The 16,212-nt window shown below is 50.7% G+C and carries 14 protein-coding genes; 12 read left to right on the forward strand and 2 right to left on the reverse strand.

Annotated features, from left to right (window positions below; all coding sequences use genetic code 11):
* Positions 1-44: 44 nt before the first annotated feature.
* The 9 genes from yaaA (at position 45) to deoD (ending at position 8,231) form a co-directional block, all read left to right on the forward strand.
* Positions 45-818, forward strand: coding sequence for a peroxide stress protein YaaA (yaaA, locus tag ACS18Q_RS02665; RefSeq protein WP_432583281.1), 774 nt, complete (start codon positions 45-47; stop codon positions 816-818).
* A gap of 25 nt (positions 819-843) precedes the next feature.
* The gene (locus tag ACS18Q_RS02670) at positions 844-981 is read left to right on the forward strand and encodes a hypothetical protein (RefSeq protein ID WP_014205718.1); all 138 of its coding nucleotides are present in this window, start codon (positions 844-846) and stop codon (positions 979-981) included.
* Positions 956-1,777: a TatD family hydrolase gene (locus ACS18Q_RS02675; protein ID WP_441257342.1), complete on the forward strand. Its 822-nt coding sequence runs from the start codon at positions 956-958 to the stop codon at positions 1,775-1,777. Before ACS18Q_RS02670 ends, ACS18Q_RS02675 begins: the two co-directional genes overlap by 26 nt.
* Before the next feature lie 185 nt (positions 1,778-1,962).
* Positions 1,963-3,228 (forward strand): NupC/NupG family nucleoside CNT transporter, encoded by a 1,266-nt coding sequence (locus tag ACS18Q_RS02680; RefSeq protein ID WP_014205716.1) that lies wholly within the window; start codon positions 1,963-1,965, stop codon positions 3,226-3,228.
* 261 nt (positions 3,229-3,489) lie between these two features.
* On the forward strand, positions 3,490-3,660 hold the full coding sequence (locus ACS18Q_RS02685) for a XapX domain-containing protein (RefSeq protein WP_004729583.1): 171 nt from the start codon (positions 3,490-3,492) through the stop codon (positions 3,658-3,660).
* A gap of 246 nt (positions 3,661-3,906) precedes the next feature.
* Complete coding sequence (gene deoC / locus ACS18Q_RS02690; RefSeq protein ID WP_004729582.1) at positions 3,907-4,686, forward strand: deoxyribose-phosphate aldolase; 780 nt, start codon at positions 3,907-3,909, stop codon at positions 4,684-4,686.
* Positions 4,687-4,778: 92 nt separating this feature from the next.
* Positions 4,779-6,107, forward strand: coding sequence for a thymidine phosphorylase (gene deoA, locus ACS18Q_RS02695; RefSeq protein WP_004729581.1), 1,329 nt, complete (start codon positions 4,779-4,781; stop codon positions 6,105-6,107).
* A 19-nt stretch (positions 6,108-6,126) separates the two neighbouring features.
* Complete coding sequence (deoB, locus tag ACS18Q_RS02700) at positions 6,127-7,347, forward strand: phosphopentomutase (RefSeq protein WP_004729580.1); 1,221 nt, start codon at positions 6,127-6,129, stop codon at positions 7,345-7,347.
* Positions 7,348-7,505: 158 nt separating this feature from the next.
* Positions 7,506-8,231: a purine-nucleoside phosphorylase gene (gene deoD / locus ACS18Q_RS02705; protein WP_004729579.1), complete on the forward strand. Its 726-nt coding sequence runs from the start codon at positions 7,506-7,508 to the stop codon at positions 8,229-8,231.
* Positions 8,232-8,300: 69 nt separating this feature from the next.
* Here the strand turns inward: deoD and ACS18Q_RS02710 are convergent, their stop codons facing one another.
* A complete protein-coding gene (locus tag ACS18Q_RS02710) occupies positions 8,301-8,906 on the reverse strand; it encodes a YtjB family periplasmic protein (RefSeq protein ID WP_014205714.1) in 606 nt (201 codons plus the stop codon).
* Positions 8,907-9,009: 103 nt separating this feature from the next.
* Here ACS18Q_RS02710 and serB point away from each other — a divergent pair, with 103 nt between their 5' ends.
* On the forward strand, positions 9,010-9,990 hold the full coding sequence (gene serB / locus ACS18Q_RS02715; protein WP_441257343.1) for a phosphoserine phosphatase: 981 nt from the start codon (positions 9,010-9,012) through the stop codon (positions 9,988-9,990).
* Between the two features lie 44 nt (positions 9,991-10,034).
* Here serB and ACS18Q_RS02720 read toward each other — a convergent pair whose 3' ends face one another.
* Entirely contained in the window at positions 10,035-12,383 is a 2,349-nt protein-coding gene (locus tag ACS18Q_RS02720; protein WP_238770391.1) for a PilZ domain-containing protein, read from the reverse strand.
* Between the two features lie 132 nt (positions 12,384-12,515).
* On the opposite strand from ACS18Q_RS02720, the gene radA reads away from it, so the two are divergent.
* Complete coding sequence (gene radA / locus ACS18Q_RS02725; protein ID WP_004729573.1) at positions 12,516-13,895, forward strand: DNA repair protein RadA; 1,380 nt, start codon at positions 12,516-12,518, stop codon at positions 13,893-13,895.
* 191 nt (positions 13,896-14,086) lie between these two features.
* Positions 14,087-16,174: an elongation factor G gene (fusA, locus tag ACS18Q_RS02730; RefSeq protein WP_172561922.1), complete on the forward strand. Its 2,088-nt coding sequence runs from the start codon at positions 14,087-14,089 to the stop codon at positions 16,172-16,174.
* Positions 16,175-16,212: the final 38 nt, after the last annotated feature.

Raw genomic sequence — 16,212 nt, forward strand, 5'->3', positions numbered from 1 at the left:
TAGGCTATTGTCAGCTCAACCCATCAAAGAATTAGGATAAAACGATGCTGATTGTAGTTTCCCCTGCAAAGACACTGGACTATGACTCGCCACTGCCAAGTGAGCGCCACACGCAACCGGAACTGACTCAACATGCCAAAGTGCTGATTGATGTGTGTCGTCAGTTGACGCCTGCGGACATTTCAGCACTGATGAAGGTCAGCGACAAAATTGCCGGCCTCAACGTTGCCCGCTTTGCTGAGTGGTGTGAAACCTTCACTTTCGACAACGCGCGTCAGGCGATTTTTGCGTTTAAAGGCGATGTTTACACAGGGCTAGAAGCCGAGACCCTCACGGACGATGATTTAAGTTTCGCGCAAGATCACCTGCGTATGCTGTCGGGTTTGTATGGTTTGCTCAAGCCGCTTGATTTAATGCAGCCGTATCGCCTTGAAATGGGCACCAAGCTTGCCAATGCGCGCGGAGCCAACTTGTACCAGTTCTGGGGCAACATCATCACTGACACGCTCAATGAAGCGATTGCAGCGCAAGGCGACAACGTGCTGGTCAATCTGGCATCCAATGAATACTTCAAAGCGGTCAACACCAAACAGTTGGATGCTCAGGTGATCACACCAGTGTTTAAAGACTGCAAGAACGGCCAATACAAAGTGATCAGTTTCTACGCCAAAAAAGCGCGGGGCATGATGGCTCGGTATATCATTGAGAACCGGATTGCTTCGGTGAAACAATTGGAAGCGTTTGATACCGCGGGGTACTACTTCGTCCCTGACGAATCGAGCGCAACGGAATTGGTCTTCAAACGCGAAGAGCAGTAAATATCAGACGCAGCAGGAGAGTGCTATGTGGGCATGGATGAAAGCAATGATCGCGCGCTATGACGCTTGGTGTCAGTCGATGGGGCTGACGCCGGAACAAAAACGGTGCTGTGTGCCTTACCGTAAAGATCCGGTGCATGAACAAGACCGCGACCAAGCCTGATTTTCCGCTGTTCGATACCCATTGCCACTTTGATTTTGACGAGTTTCGCGGCGATGTAGCCGGCGAACTCGCCAAAGCGCAAAGTCAGGGGGTTGAACGCATTCTGATCCCCGCCATCGGGCCGCAAAACTGGTCGCGAGTGCAGCAACTCGCGGCCGATTTCCCCGCAATGCTTTACTACGCGCTCGGTTTCCATCCTTATTTCTTGGCGTCGCTCGGCGAGCAACCGTTAATGCATCTGGAACAGGCGCTCACAGAGCGTAGCGCCGCGTGTGTGGCCGTCGGCGAGATTGGGCTCGACGGTGTGGTTGATGTCGATGCGCGCATTCAAGAACGCCTCTTGTTGGGGCAGTTGGCCTTGGCTCAGGCCGCGCAATTGCCCGTGATTTTGCACAGTCGTCAAACGCACAACCGCCTACTGCAATTGCTCAAGCAATCAAAATTTTCGGGCGGCGGCGTGTTGCATGCGTTTTCTGGCAGCGAGCAGCAAGCGCGGCAATTTATCGATTTGGGTTTCAAAATCGGCGTCGGTGGCGGCATCACATACCCCCGAGCCAACAAGACGCGCCGTGCGATTGCGGCACTACCCATCGAGCATTTAGTGCTCGAAACGGACGCCCCTGATATGCCGTTACATGGCTATCAAGGGCAAGCCAATCACCCAAGCCAACTGCCAAAAGTGCTCGATGCGCTCGTTTTTCTGCAAAATATGGATAAGCAATCGGTTGCTAGTGCAGTTTGGAAAAATAGCAATTCTGTGTTTTCTATTTGTGAAAGATTACTAAATCATTTGTAGGGTGAATGCGAATTGCGCCATTAAAGGGTGACCGGATTCACACAAATGAATGAACGCAAAGTTAATCTTATTAGAAAGTGTGAGGGGTGCATTACTTTAAGGGTTTAGGGGTGAGTATAATTGCCCCGCTTTTCAGCTCCAATTTGTAACACGCCAACATTAAACATAGAAGGAAGTCATAAACTATGAGCCTGTTTATGAGCCTAGTCGGTATGGCAGTACTTATTGCAATCGCAGTACTACTGTCTGATAACCGTAAAGCTATTAAAATTAGAACCGTGGGTGGCGCATTCGCTATCCAATTCGCACTCGGTGGTTTCGTTCTTTACGTCCCTTGGGGTCGTGATCTACTGGCAGGTTTCTCTGCTGGTGTTCAGAGCGTTATCGACTATGGTAAAGACGGTATTGGTTTCCTATTCGGCAGCCTTGTTAACTTCTCTGTTGACGGTATCGGTTTCATCTTTGCATTCCAAGTTCTACCAACCGTAATCTTCTTCTCTGCACTGATCTCAGTTCTTTACTACCTGGGTGTGATGCAGTGGGTTATCAAGATTCTGGGTGGTGGCCTGCAAAAAGCACTGGGTACTTCACGTGCTGAATCGATGTCTGCTGCAGCAAACATCTTCGTCGGTCAAACTGAAGCGCCACTGGTTGTACGTCCGTTTGTTCCAAAAATGACTCAGTCTGAACTATTCGCCGTTATGTGTGGTGGTTTGGCATCGGTTGCTGGTGGTGTACTGGCGGGTTACGCATCGATGGGTGTGCCTCTAGAATACTTGGTTGCAGCATCATTCATGGCGGCACCAGGCGGTCTGTTGTTCGCGAAAATCATCAAACCTGAAACTGAGGCTCCAGATGAAGAACTGGGCACAGTAGACATCGACGGTGGTGATGACAAACCTGCAAACGTGATCGACGCTGCGGCGGGCGGTGCGTCTATGGGTCTACAACTGGCGCTGAACATCGGCGCAATGCTGCTGGCGTTCATCGGTCTGATCGCACTGATCAACGGCCTTCTGGGTGGTATCGGTGGTTGGTTCGGCATGCCTCAACTGACTCTGGAACTGATTCTGGGTTGGATCTTCTCTCCTCTGGCATTCGTTATCGGTGTGCCTTGGTCTGAAGCGACATTGGCAGGCTCGTTCATCGGTCAGAAAATTGTTGTGAACGAATTCGTTGCTTACCTGAACTTTGTACCATACGTGGGCGAAAACGCTCAGGTACTGGCATCAACAGGTGCAGTGATGTCTGAGAAGACGCAAGCAATCATCTCCTTCGCTCTGTGTGGTTTCGCGAACCTATCTTCAATCGCGATTCTGCTGGGTGGCCTAGGTGGTATTGCACCAAACCGTCGTCACGACATCGCACGTTTCGGTATGAAAGCTGTGGCTGCTGGTACGCTATCTAACCTGATGGCAGCAACCATTGCTGGCTTCTTCCTGTCTTTCTAAGTTTGTAGAGAAAGATTATATAGACGCCGTTTAACATCACCCCGTAGCAAGAGATTGCTGCGGGGTTTTTTGTTTTCTGACCATCGAAAATGAAGAGGGTGCGTGTAATGGATTGCATGCAAAATCTAGCGCCGACAAGGGCTGAACCTCGTTTCGATGGGGAATTATTTTGAGATACAAACCGTTTGCTCTAGCAACGGCACTACAGTTTTGCGACGAATATCTATACTGTATACATCTAGAGAAAATAGGGTAAACCTCATGAATGATGTTGTCCTTGCAACCCTGGCTGGGGTTGTGGTTGGAATCCTGTTTTCTGCCATCAAACTTCCGATTCCTGCGCCACCGGTGTTACCGGGTGTCATGGGGATCGTCGGTGTCTACATCGGTGGTGTAACTTATCAATGGTTGATTGAGAAGTTTTTTAGCTAGCATGAATGAATACATGGAGTATTATTCACGCTGTGGCAACGCGAGTTGTCTGTATACGTTAGACACCACAATCGCAGATTGTTGTGCCATAGACCAAATTTGGTACTGTGCGGTGACAGGGATAGCAATTGGTGCGTCGCACCGAGTCTTCAAGGAACCAAGTCCGTTCATTTGTGACTGTCCGCCACGAAGCAAACGCTGGTGGTTAGACGGTGAACTATTTGAAACTATTGATCGGAGATAGAAATGAGCGATTTAAAAGCAGCAGCACTACGTGCACTTAAACTGATGGACCTGACCACGCTGAATGATGATGACACGGATGCGAAAGTGATCCAGCTTTGTCATGATGCGAAGAGCCCAGTCGGTAACACCGCTGCGATCTGCATCTACCCTCGCTTTATTCCTATTGCTAAGAAGACCCTTCGTGAGCAAGGTACACCTGACGTTCGTATTGCAACCGTGACTAACTTCCCACACGGGAATGACGATGTGGAAATTGCAGTCGCTGAAACCAAAGCTGCTGTGGCTTACGGTGCAGACGAAGTTGACGTGGTGTTTCCATACCGTGCTCTGATGGCAGGCAATGAACAGGTTGGTTTTGACCTGGTGAAACAATGTAAAGCGGCTTGTGGCGACACTGTGCTTTTGAAAGTGATCATCGAAACCGGTGAACTGAAAGAAGAAGCGCTGATCAAAAAAGCCTCTCAAATCTGTATTGAAGCGGGTGCCGACTTCATCAAAACATCAACCGGTAAAGTGCCAGTGAATGCAACGCCTGAATACGCGCGCATGATGCTGGAAGTGATTCGTGACATGGGTGTTGCGAAAAGCGTCGGTTTCAAACCTGCGGGCGGCGTTCGTACTGCAGAAGATGCAGCGCTGTATCTGGCTATGGCGGATGAACTGCTGGGTGACAACTGGGTCGACAGCCGTCACTACCGTTTTGGTGCATCAAGCCTACTGACCAATCTCCTAAATACATTAGAAGTGACCAACGAAACTGCAGACCCTGCAGCGTACTAATTCGTTTTGCGTCTGAGGTGGCGCGCTGCGCCACCAACAATTCACTCTACACGACTAGACCATGGCTCTGATTCAGAGCTTGGGAGGCACTCATGTATTTACCTCAAGAAATTATTCGCAGAAAACGTGATGGGGAAGTCCTGACCGCAGAAGAGATCAACTTCTTTATTCAGGGGGTCGCAAACAATACGGTTTCTGAAGGCCAAATCGCAGCCTTTGCGATGGCGGTGTTCTTTCGTGAAATGACCATGCCAGAACGAATTGCGCTGACTTGTGCAATGCGCGATTCCGGTATGGTGATCGACTGGAGTCACATGAATTTTGATGGCCCGATCGTCGACAAACACTCTACTGGCGGTGTGGGCGATGTGACCTCACTGATGCTTGGCCCGATGGTGGCAGCATGTGGGGGGTATGTGCCGATGATCTCTGGCCGTGGCCTTGGCCACACCGGTGGTACGCTGGATAAACTGGAATCGATTCCAGGCTACAACATTACCCCAACCAACGACGTGTTCGGCAAAGTCACCAAAGAGGCTGGCGTGGCCATCATCGGTCAAACCGGCGATTTGGCACCCGCGGATAAACGTGTTTACGCGACGCGCGATATCACCGCCACCGTCGACAACATTTCGCTCATCACGGCTTCCATTTTGTCGAAAAAATTAGCGGCAGGTTTGGAATCGCTGGTGATGGACGTCAAGGTGGGTTCTGGCGCGTTCATGCCGACTTACGAAGCGTCGGAAGAGCTGGCGAAATCTATCGTGGCTGTGGCCAACGGTGCGGGCACCAAAACCACCGCAATTCTGACCGATATGAACCAAGTGTTGGCTTCATCGGCGGGGAATGCCGTGGAAGTGCGCGAAGCGGTGCGCTTCCTCACCGGGGAATACCGTAACCCACGCTTGTTTGAAGTGACCATGGCGTCGTGCGCTGAAATGCTGGTGCTGGGTAAATTGGCCCAAGACACCACCGATGCGCGCGCTAAACTGCAAGCGGTGTTGGATAACGGCCAAGCGGCGGAACGCTTTGGCAAAATGGTGGCCGGTCTTGGTGGCCCTGCTGATTTTGTGGCGAACTACGACAACTACCTCGACAAAGCAGAGATTATTAAACCTGTCTATGCCGAGCAAAGCGGCGTGGTGTCTGCGATGGACACGCGCGCGATCGGTATGGCGGTGGTCGGCATGGGCGGCGGACGCCGTGTGGCGACAGACAAGATCGATTACGCGGTCGGCTTTGACCAGTTTATTCGTCTGGGTGAGGTGGCCGACAGCAATAAACCTTTAGCAATGATTCACGCCCGCACGGAAGCGCAGTGGCAAGACGCTGCCAACGCATTACAACGTGCAATTAAAGTGGGCGGAGAGTATGTACCAACTCCGGAAGTGTACCGTCAGATTCGTGAAGAAGACGTGTAGTTTCGGCGAGGAGTGAGCAATGAAAAGAGCATTTATTTTAGTTTTAGATTCTTTCGGTATTGGCGCGGCACCGGATGCAGAAGCATTTGGTGATGTGGGTGCAGACACACTCGGTCACATCGCCGATCAGTGTGCCGCTGGCGACGCGGACAACGCCAATCGCAAAGGCCCACTTACGCTACCTAACTTGTCTAAGTTGGGTCTGGCGATGGCCCACAAAGAGTCAACGGGTCGTTTTGCGCCGGGCTTGGATGAGCGTGCAGACATCATCGGTGCTTACGGTCATGCGTCGGAACTGTCGTCTGGTAAAGACACTCCGTCCGGTCACTGGGAAATTGCTGGGGTGCCGGTTCTGTTTGAATGGGGCTACTTCAGCGACAAACAAAACAGCTTCCCGAAAGCGCTAACCGATCGCATTCTGGCGCGCGCGGGTCTCGACGGATTCTTGGGCAACTGCCACGCATCGGGCACGCAAGTGCTAGATGATCTGGGCGAAGAGCACATGAAAACTGGTCGTCCGATTTTCTACACGTCAGCAGACTCCGTCTTCCAAATTGCGTGTCACGAAGAGACGTTTGGTCTCGATCGCTTGCTGGAACTGTGCCAGATCGCGCGTGAAGAGCTGGAAGATTACAACATTGGCCGCGTGATCGCGCGTCCATTTATTGGCCCGGGCAAAGGTCACTTTGAACGAACCGGTAACCGTCGCGACTTGTCCGTTGAGCCGCCTTCAGCGACCGTGCTGCAAAAACTGGTGGATGAGAAACAGGGCCACGTGGTATCGATTGGCAAGATTGCTGATATCTACGCCAACTGCGGCATCACCAAGAAAGTGAAAGCAACTGGCATTCCTGCGCTGTTTGATGCGACGTTGGAGCAGATTTCTGCAGCCGGTGACAACACCATCGTGTTCACCAACTTCGTTGATTTCGATTCTGCATACGGCCACCGCCGTGATGTTGCTGGCTATGCAGCGGCATTGGAATACTTCGACAAGCGCCTGCCACAAGTGCTGGAGCTGATGCAAGACGATGACCTGTTGATCCTGACCGCTGACCATGGCTGCGATCCAACTTGGCCGGGCACTGACCACACGCGTGAACACATTCCCGTGATTGTGTACGGCAAAAAAGTGAAACCGGGCTCTCTGGGCCAACGTGACACCTTTGCTGACATCGGCCAAACGCTGGCGAGCTACTTCGGTACTTCAGCAATGGACTACGGTAAAAACTTTCTGTAATCCCGCGCCGCAGGCCGGAGCGCGTCATGAACGTGTCACGTCTGCGGGCAACTATTTCACTGCCTGTAGGCAACTCTTTCAATGCTTGTAGGCAGAAACAAGAATCAACGATTAAGATTTACCCGATGATTGGGTAAACGAAACAAAGGAAAACACACATGGCTACTCCACATATCAATGCTGAGATGGGCGATTTTGCTGATGTTGTACTGATGCCGGGTGACCCGCTGCGCGCGAAGTACATCGCAGAAACTTTCTTAGACGATGTTGTTCAGGTTTGCGACGTGCGCAATATGTATGGTTACACAGGGACTTACAAAGGCCGCAAAGTGTCAGTCATGGGTCACGGCATGGGCATTCCATCTTGCTCAATCTACGTGACTGAGCTGGTGAAAGACTTCGGCGTGAAGAAAATCATCCGTGTTGGTAGCTGCGGCGCGGTCAACGAAGACATCAAAGTGCGTGATGTGGTGATTGGTATGGGTGCTTGTACCGACTCTAAAGTGAACCGTATCCGTTTCAAAGACCACGATTTCTCTGCAATCGCCGATTACAAAATGGTGAAAGCGGCAGAAGAAGCGGCGAAAGCACGCGGTATTGACGTGAAAGTGGGCAACCTGTTCTCTGCAGAACTGTTCTACACACCAGATCCATCAATGTTCGATGTGATGGATAAATACGGCATTGTGGGCGTGGAAATGGAAGCGGCAGGTATCTACGGTGTTGCCGCAGAATATGGCGCGAAAGCACTGGCGATCTGTACCGTGTCTGACCACATCAAAACCGGTGAGCAAACCACATCAGAAGAGCGTCAAAACACGTTCAACGAAATGATTGAAATCGCGTTGGATTCTGTGCTGATTGGCGATCAAGCTGGTTACTAAGTCGTTCGAAGCGATAAAAAACAAAAACCTCAGCCTAGGCTGAGGTTTTTTTGTGCATGACCCATGAGGTTAGCCGACGTTTTTCAGCAGCAAGTTTTCCCCTTTGCTTTTGGGTTGGCGACGCAGCAGCAGTGTCAGCAACATGCCACTGATAAAGCTCATCAATAGCATCAAATACATGTAACGATCGCTTTTGCGATAGTGATGATCAGAAATTGCGGTCACTTTGCCGGTTTCAAACGTGATGCGTACAAAGCCAATCAAACTGCCATCGTGCATCACCGGCTCGACCAGTTGTTGACGGCCAATGGCGGCAGTTTGCAATGGCGTATCCAATCCCAACACTTCGCGCACACTGAGCGCGGCGTCGCTGGCGGCCAGTTTCACCCCTTCAGCATCGTAAATGGTGGCATCAAACACCAAACGCTCTTGGGCCAGTTGATTGGTTAATGCCAATAAGCGTTCCTGATCTTGATCGGCAATCATGCTGCTTGCTGACAACGAGGCCTGCGTGATCAGTACTTTGGTCAGCGTTTCCAACTGATTGGCTTGAATGCGTTCATTGCCTTTACTGATCACCACACTGTTTTTGATGGTGATGAAAAACATCGTCGCCAGCAGGATCATTGCCACCGCACGAACCACCATTCGGAAGGAGAATAAGGAGCCGTCCATAGACCGTTCACCCTAAGAAAAATAAGACTGGGCTCATATTGAGACTTGCGTTTTTAAATTGCAATAGGGTAACGTCAGGGAATCCCAACAAAGGAAAGTGGACATGGACGCTTTGAAAACCTTACCTATTAAAAAACATACGACTTTGCTCAACCGCCTGCCTGAAACCCGTTTTGCGAGCCAGTTAGACAAGGCCAAAGCCAGCTGGATTATCTTTGGCGAGTTTCTGTCGCCGCAGCAATTTGACGACATCGACTTCTTTACTGGTCAGTACAACACCATCTTGGACACCTGGAAAGTGGGGCATTACGACGTCGCATTGATGGCGGGCGAGTTAACGCCGGAGCATGAAACCATTCTCAAAGGCCTCGCGCTGGATTTTGCGCGCATCACGGAAGTTCCGGATCTCTCGAAGCCCGGTCTGATTGTGCTGGATATGGACTCAACGGCGATTCAGATTGAATGTATTGATGAGATTGCGAAGTTGGCTGGCGTGGGCGATGAAGTGGCGGAAGTCACTGAACGCGCGATGCAGGGCGAACTCGATTTTGAACAAAGCTTGCGCCAGCGTGTCGGCAAACTTAAAAATGCTGATGCCGCGATTCTAGATGCGGTGCGCCGCGAGCTGCCGCTGATGCCTGAACTGGCCGAATTGATTGGCACGTTGCAGTCGTTTGGCTGGAAAACCGCGATCGCATCTGGCGGGTTTACGTACTTCTCTGATCATCTGCAACAGATGTTGTCGCTGGATCACGCGCAGTCCAACACACTGGAGATCATCGAGGGCAAACTGACCGGGCAAGTGTTGGGCGATGTGGTGTCGGCGCAAACCAAAGCCGATATTTTGGTGGATCTGGCGCAGCAGTTTGATATTGAAATGCACAACACCGTGGCGGTGGGTGACGGAGCCAATGATTTGGTGATGATGTCGGCGGCCGGCTTGGGCGTAGCATATCATGCCAAGCCGAAAGTCGAAGCCAAGGCGCAAACCGCAGTGCGTTTTTCTGCTTTGGGCGGCGTGTTGTGTATTTTGTCGGCCGGGTTGGTGAAACAGCAAAAATTGAGCTGGAAAGCGCAGCCGTAAGCAGAACTTTGAATGAAAAAAAACGAGGCGTTTCGCCTCGTTTTTTATTGGGTCAATTCCAAGCGAATCAACACTTCTTCGGTGATGTCGATGATTTCGCCGAATCCCGACATCGCGGTCAACTCTTTTTCCAACGCTTTGGCGTGTGGCATGCTGATCTGCGCCAGTTCGTTGAGGTCGCTGCGCATTAACGTGGTGATGGGGTCAAACACCGGCACGCCACTGACTCGTAGCACATAAATTTCGCCCATGTGTTGCGCGCGCTGAATGAACTGAATGCGCTCTTTGGTGTTGACGAAATCGCTCACCAAACGTGATTCAATGGATTGAATACGAGAGCCAAACTTCATCGCCGCAATGTACACGTCATTGTATTGTGGCTCAGCCCCATCGATGCGACGCATCGGGGTGGCCAGTAACGAATTGGTGTGGCCTTTGAAAATGGGCTCCAGCGAGATGCGATTCTCGTGTCCGAGCTTCGCCAGCAAAGCCAAATGGGGCGGTAATGGGTAATTCACGCCAATCACACGTGGGCGTAAATTTGCCCCCACTTTTTCGACAAAAATCGGCGAGCTGACAATCTTATCCAGCAAAATATTGTGCAGACCTTCCAGCAACGTCGGGCTTGGCAGGATCTCTTCTTTACGCAGCAACTTGTCCTGATTGTTTTCGATGATGCTGTTAAAAAAGGCGATGCTCTTCATCGTCTGCGCGTTTTCTTCAATCATCAGTTGCAAACGACGGCCTTCCGGCCCGACACGCACCACTTGATACGGTAGGGCATCCAGCGGCAGCTTTTTGTCGTACAGTTTGAGTTCCTGAAAATTGACCGTCACCATGTCTCCGGCTTTGAGGTCGACGGGCGAGGCCAGAACCAAACTCAGCCCGCGTTTGGACAAGTCGACGGTAAATCCTTCGGCCACCGCCTGCGCGTCATTCATCAGCTGCATGGGGGTGCGGAATTTATAGCGCGGCTCTTTGCGGCGGGTTTTGGCATCAAAGTAGATGTTGAGCGGCGCGCCTTCCACTTTCCGCGGATGGCGAAACGGGTTGAGTTCACTGCTGGCCATCGTGGGTTTGTCGACCAGCAGATAATCTTTGGCGGCGCTGAGGTCACTCACTTCCTGCAAAATGCCACAATGGGTCAGTTCGCTGGAGTGATTGGTCAACTCCTTTGCATGGGTGGCCAGCTCGGAACGCTCCTCCTCGGAGAGTTCAAACACCGACAGGCGAAATGCTTTCCAACTGTTTTTACGTGCGCCGATGTGCCAGAACAGTTTGCGCTGTTCGCGAGATGCTTCCGGCATCATCATCGAAAAGAACAGGGTTTTGCCTTGATGATCGTGTTTGAACGAATACAACACGTTGTTGCTGCCACGCATGCCCGGTTTGGTCAGCTGTTCCATACGAGCGCTGTTAAACAGGCTACCGAGCGCTTGTTGGTTGCGTTCGTCTTGCCAATATTGCCAAATCGGTTGGTTGTTTTCGGTCATCAATACCAATTTGAGTTCGCTGCCGCTAAAGAACACCGGCAAATTGGCGGTGTGTTTGAGGTAGCTATGTTCAAAACCGCGCGTGCGGGCACGAATGATTTTGTCTTGGTTATCATGCTTGGCTTTTTGCGCGTTATTGCGCAGCGATTCGTCGATCACGCGTTCAATGACGGTGGTATCTGTCAGTTTCAGAGTGCGTAGAAACTTAACGGCATCGTTGTCGTACGAATCGTCAATCGCCAGAATCCGGTATTCGATGGCGGCGCTGAGGCCACCGATTTCAGACGATTGTGCCAGTTCAGTAAAAAACACTGAAATCACGTCGCCGAGTTTGTAATCGAATGCGGACGGCACTTTGAATTTTGCGCCCGAGGCCGATAAGTCAACGCTCAAACCATGCACGACTTGCTGATTTGGGCGCAGATGGATTTTCACCTGCGAGGCTATTTTTAAGCGGTTTTCCTGACGTTTGAGGTCATACCCCAATTTCACCGGTTCGACTTCAAACGGGCTATCGGCACTGGTGAGTTTGGATTGATTGAGCGTGCCGCGCTGTTTCATCACGCGGAAATTATTGCGTGTGTTGTATAGGATTTCCCACACGCCTTCGGTGTAGCTACCGTACTTCTTTAGCCCTTTGTGGTAGGCGTTAAACGCGACGTCATCGAGCCAATGTTTGCGGCCATCCAGATCGTATTCTCGGCACTCGCCTTGCACGCGACCGCGTAGGTCGATGCTCTTGCTACACGGCGCCATCACGCGGTTGAGCTCCATCTTCACCAACAGTTTGACTGATGGCGGATGACTGCTGGTGAGCTGGTTCAGCAGGCGCTCGAAATCGGGTGAGTGAAACACCGGAATTAATTGTTCAGCGAAAGAGAGAATTTCAGATTGCTGCATATTTTTCTGTTAGAGTGTAGTTCTCATTCATGATACATCGGCTTTAGACGCAAAATCTTTAGCGGTATGTTGCAGTGATTCAATAATTTATTAAAGCTGTGTAGTCACAACTTAGACGATTTTTGAGGATTCATGGTTAAAGCAAAACGAGCGTATGTCTGCAATGACTGTGGTGCGGATTTTCCGCGTTGGCAAGGGCAATGTAATGCCTGCGGCGCGTGGAACACCATTTCTGAAGTGCGTTTGGCGGCATCGCCGCAGGTAGCGCGCAATGAACGCTTGAGCGGTTACGCTGGCAGTGCAACGGAAGCGGTGGTGCAAACGCTGTCTGAGATTGATTTGCAGGAAGTGCCGCGTTTTAGCAGTGGTTTTAAAGAACTCGACCGTGTGCTGGGCGGCGGCGTGGTGCCGGGGGCGGCGATCCTGATCGGGGGCAGCCCAGGCGCCGGTAAATCAACCTTGCTGCTGCAAACCATGTGTCTGCTTTCGTCACAAATGAAAACCCTGTACGTCACGGGGGAAGAGTCGCTCCAGCAAGTGGCGATGCGTGCCTCTCGCCTTGGATTGCCGAAAGAGCATTTGCAAATGCTGTCGGAAACTAACGTCGATCGCATTTGCCAAATTGCGGAAAAAGAGCAACCACGCATTATGGTCATTGACTCGATTCAAGTGATGCATGTTGCCGATGTGCAATCGTCGCCGGGCAGTGTCGCGCAGGTGCGTGAAGCGGCCACGGCCCTGACGCGTTACGCCAAACAAAACAATGTCGCGGTGTTTATCGTCGGTCACGTGACGAAAGACGGTACCTTGGCGGGCCCTAAAGTTCTCGAACACATCATCGACTGTTCGGTGCTGCTCGATGGCGGGGCTGACAGTCGTTTTCGCACACTGCGCAGTCACAAAAACCGTTTTGGCGCGGTGAATGAATTGGGCGTTTTTGCGATGACCGGACAAGGGCTGCGCGAAGTGAGCAATCCATCGGCGATTTTCTTGTCGCGCGGAGAAGAGGCCACGTCTGGCAGTTCCGTGATGGTGGTGTGGGAAGGTACACGGCCTTTATTGGTTGAAATTCAGGCGCTGGTGGATTACTCACAGTTGGCGAATCCTCGCCGTGTGGCGGTCGGTTTGGAACAAAACCGTTTATCGTTGCTGCTGGCCGTGTTGCACAAACACGGTGGGTTGCAGATGGCGGACCAAGATGTGTTCGTCAATGTGGTTGGTGGCGTGAAAGTCACCGAAACCAGTGCAGACCTCGCCCTATTGATGGCGCTTTTGTCTAGTTTTCGTGACAAACCACTGCCAAAAGATGTGGTAGTATTCGGCGAAGTGGGGCTGGCCGGCGAAATTCGTCCGGTCCCGAGCGGTCAGGAACGATTGAACGAAGCGTTCAAACACGGCTTCAAAAAAGCCGTTGTCCCGATGGCGAATATGCCGAAAGGTGGCATCCCTGGAATGCAAATTCATGGGGTTCGAAAGTTGTCGGAAGCCATTACGGCCTTTGATGAACTGTGAGGAAGTGAATGGTAAACGCTCGGTAAATATTTCGCTTATCGGCTCGCGTCTTGAAGGCGGATCGCCTATATTTCATCAGCAGTAGACAGCCGTAAACTATTTTTTTTCAGCAAGTGTACGCAGGGGTATCAGTCTTGACGGATTGTGATATACTCTGCGCGCACTTTATACCTTATTAACAGAGTAAGACAATGGCAGATTTATCGAAATACAGAAACATTGGTATTTTCGCGCACGTTGACGCGGGTAAAACCACTACCACTGAGCGTATTCTTAAGCTTACTGGTAAAATCCATAAAACTGGTGAGGTTCACGATGGTGAATCGACTACAGACTTCATGGAGCAGGAAGCAGAGCGCGGTATTACTATCCAATCAGCTGCGGTAACTTGTGAGTGGAAAAAACACCGACTAAACGTTATCGATACTCCTGGACACGTTGACTTTACAGTAGAAGTATACCGTTCACTGAAAGTTCTTGATGGCGGTATCGGTGTATTCTGTGGTTCTGGCGGTGTTGAACCTCAGTCAGAAACTAACTGGCGCTACGCGAACGAATCAGAAGTTGCACGTATCATCTTCGTTAACAAACTGGACCGTATGGGTGCAGACTTCTTCCGCGTTGTAGAACAAGTGAAGAACGTACTGGCAGCGAACCCACTGGTGATGACGCTTCCAATCGGTCGTGAAGACGATTTCGTGGGTGTTGTTGACGTACTGAACCGTCAAGCTTACGTATGGGATGATTCAGGTCTTCCAGAAAACTACGAAGTTAAAGACGTTCCTGCAGACATGGTTGATCAAGTAGAAGAGTACCGTGAGCTTCTGATCGAATCTGCTGTAGAGCAAGACGACGAGCTGATGATGGCTTACATGGAAGGTGAAGAACCAACTGTTGAGCAAATCAAAGCATGTATCCGTAAAGGTACTCGTGATCTAGCGTTCTTCCCAACATTCTGTGGTTCAGCGTTCAAAAACAAAGGTATGCAACTTGTTCTTGACGCAGTTGTTGATTACCTACCAAGCCCAACAGAAGTTGAACCACAAGATCTGACTGATCCTGCAACTGGTGAACCAACTGGCGAAAAAGCAATCGTTGATGCTGATCAGCCACTGAAAGCGCTAGCATTCAAGATCATGGATGACCGTTTCGGTGCTCTGACTTTCATCCGTATCTACTCTGGCCGCATGAAGAAAGGCGACACTGTCCTTAACTCTGCGACTGGTAAAACTGAACGTATCGGCCGTATGGTTGAGATGCAAGCGAACGACCGTACTGAGATCACTGAAGCGCAAGCAGGTGACATCATTGCTGTTGTTGGTATGAAAAACGTTCAAACTGGTCACACGCTGTGTGATCCAAAACACGAATGTACGCTAGAACCAATGATCTTCCCAGAGCCAGTAATCTCTATCGCTGTTGCTCCTAAAGACAAAGGTTCAACTGAGAAAATGGGTATCGCGATCGGTAAAATGGTTGCAGAAGATCCATCATTCCAAGTTGAAACTGACGAAGATTCAGGCGAAACCATTCTGAAAGGTATGGGCGAACTTCACCTAGACATCAAAGTGGACATCCTGAAACGTACTTACGGTGTTGAACTGGAAGTAGGTGCTCCTCAGGTTGCTTACCGTGAAACTATCACGAAAGCAATCGAAGACAGCTACACCCACAAGAAACAGTCTGGTGGTTCAGGTCAGTTCGGTAAGATCGACTACCGCATCAAACCAGGTGAGCCAAACTCAGGCTTCACTTTCAAATCAACTGTAGTTGGTGGTAACGTTCCTAAGGAATTCTGGCCAGCAGTTGAGAAAGGTTTTGAGAGCATGATGGCGCACGGTGTGCTTGCAGGCTTCCCAACGCTTGACGTTGAAGTTGAACTGTTCGACGGTGGCTTCCACGCAGTTGACTCATCTGCAATCGCATTTGAAATCGCAGCGAAAGGCGCATTCCGTCAATCAATGCCAAAAGCGGGCGCGCAACTTCTAGAACCTATCATGAAAGTTGACGTGTTCACTCCAGAAGATCACGTTGGTGACGTTATCGGTGACTTGAACCGTCGTCGTGGTATGATCAAAGACCAACAAGCTGGTGCAACTGGCGTTCGTATTAAAGCAGACGTTCCTCTATCAGAAATGTTCGGCTACATCGGTACGCTACGTACTATGACTTCAGGTCGTGGTCAGTTCTCTATGGAGTTCGAAAAATACGCACCATGTCCAGCAAACGTTGCTGAGAAAGTAATTGCTGAAGTTAAAGAGCGTAACGCTAAGAAGTAATTCTTAAGCGAAGCACTTAACAACAAAGCCCCGTGAGC

Source organism: Vibrio sp. Vf1514 (assembly GCF_052076135.1).
Taxonomy (GTDB): domain Bacteria; phylum Pseudomonadota; class Gammaproteobacteria; order Enterobacterales; family Vibrionaceae; genus Vibrio; species Vibrio furnissii.

Bases quoted from the DNA above. Each gene is read 5' to 3' on its own strand.
- deoC (WP_004729582.1), top strand. From the start codon at position 3,907: ATGAGCGATTTAAAAGCAGCAGCACTACGTGCACTTAAACTGATGGAC.
- deoD (WP_004729579.1), top strand. From the start codon at position 7,506: ATGGCTACTCCACATATCAATGCTGAGATGGGCGATTTTGCTGATGTT.
- ACS18Q_RS02680 (WP_014205716.1), top strand. From the start codon at position 1,963: ATGAGCCTGTTTATGAGCCTAGTCGGTATGGCAGTACTTATTGCAATC.
- fusA (WP_172561922.1), top strand. From the start codon at position 14,087: ATGGCAGATTTATCGAAATACAGAAACATTGGTATTTTCGCGCACGTT.
- ACS18Q_RS02710 (WP_014205714.1), bottom strand. From the start codon at position 8,906: ATGGACGGCTCCTTATTCTCCTTCCGAATGGTGGTTCGTGCGGTGGCA.
- yaaA (WP_432583281.1), top strand. From the start codon at position 45: ATGCTGATTGTAGTTTCCCCTGCAAAGACACTGGACTATGACTCGCCA.
- ACS18Q_RS02675 (WP_441257342.1), top strand. From the start codon at position 956: ATGAACAAGACCGCGACCAAGCCTGATTTTCCGCTGTTCGATACCCAT.
- serB (WP_441257343.1), top strand. From the start codon at position 9,010: ATGGACGCTTTGAAAACCTTACCTATTAAAAAACATACGACTTTGCTC.
- deoB (WP_004729580.1), top strand. From the start codon at position 6,127: ATGAAAAGAGCATTTATTTTAGTTTTAGATTCTTTCGGTATTGGCGCG.
- ACS18Q_RS02720 (WP_238770391.1), bottom strand. From the start codon at position 12,383: ATGCAGCAATCTGAAATTCTCTCTTTCGCTGAACAATTAATTCCGGTG.
- deoA (WP_004729581.1), top strand. From the start codon at position 4,779: ATGTATTTACCTCAAGAAATTATTCGCAGAAAACGTGATGGGGAAGTC.
- radA (WP_004729573.1), top strand. From the start codon at position 12,516: ATGGTTAAAGCAAAACGAGCGTATGTCTGCAATGACTGTGGTGCGGAT.
- ACS18Q_RS02670 (WP_014205718.1), top strand. From the start codon at position 844: ATGTGGGCATGGATGAAAGCAATGATCGCGCGCTATGACGCTTGGTGT.
- ACS18Q_RS02685 (WP_004729583.1), top strand. From the start codon at position 3,490: ATGAATGATGTTGTCCTTGCAACCCTGGCTGGGGTTGTGGTTGGAATC.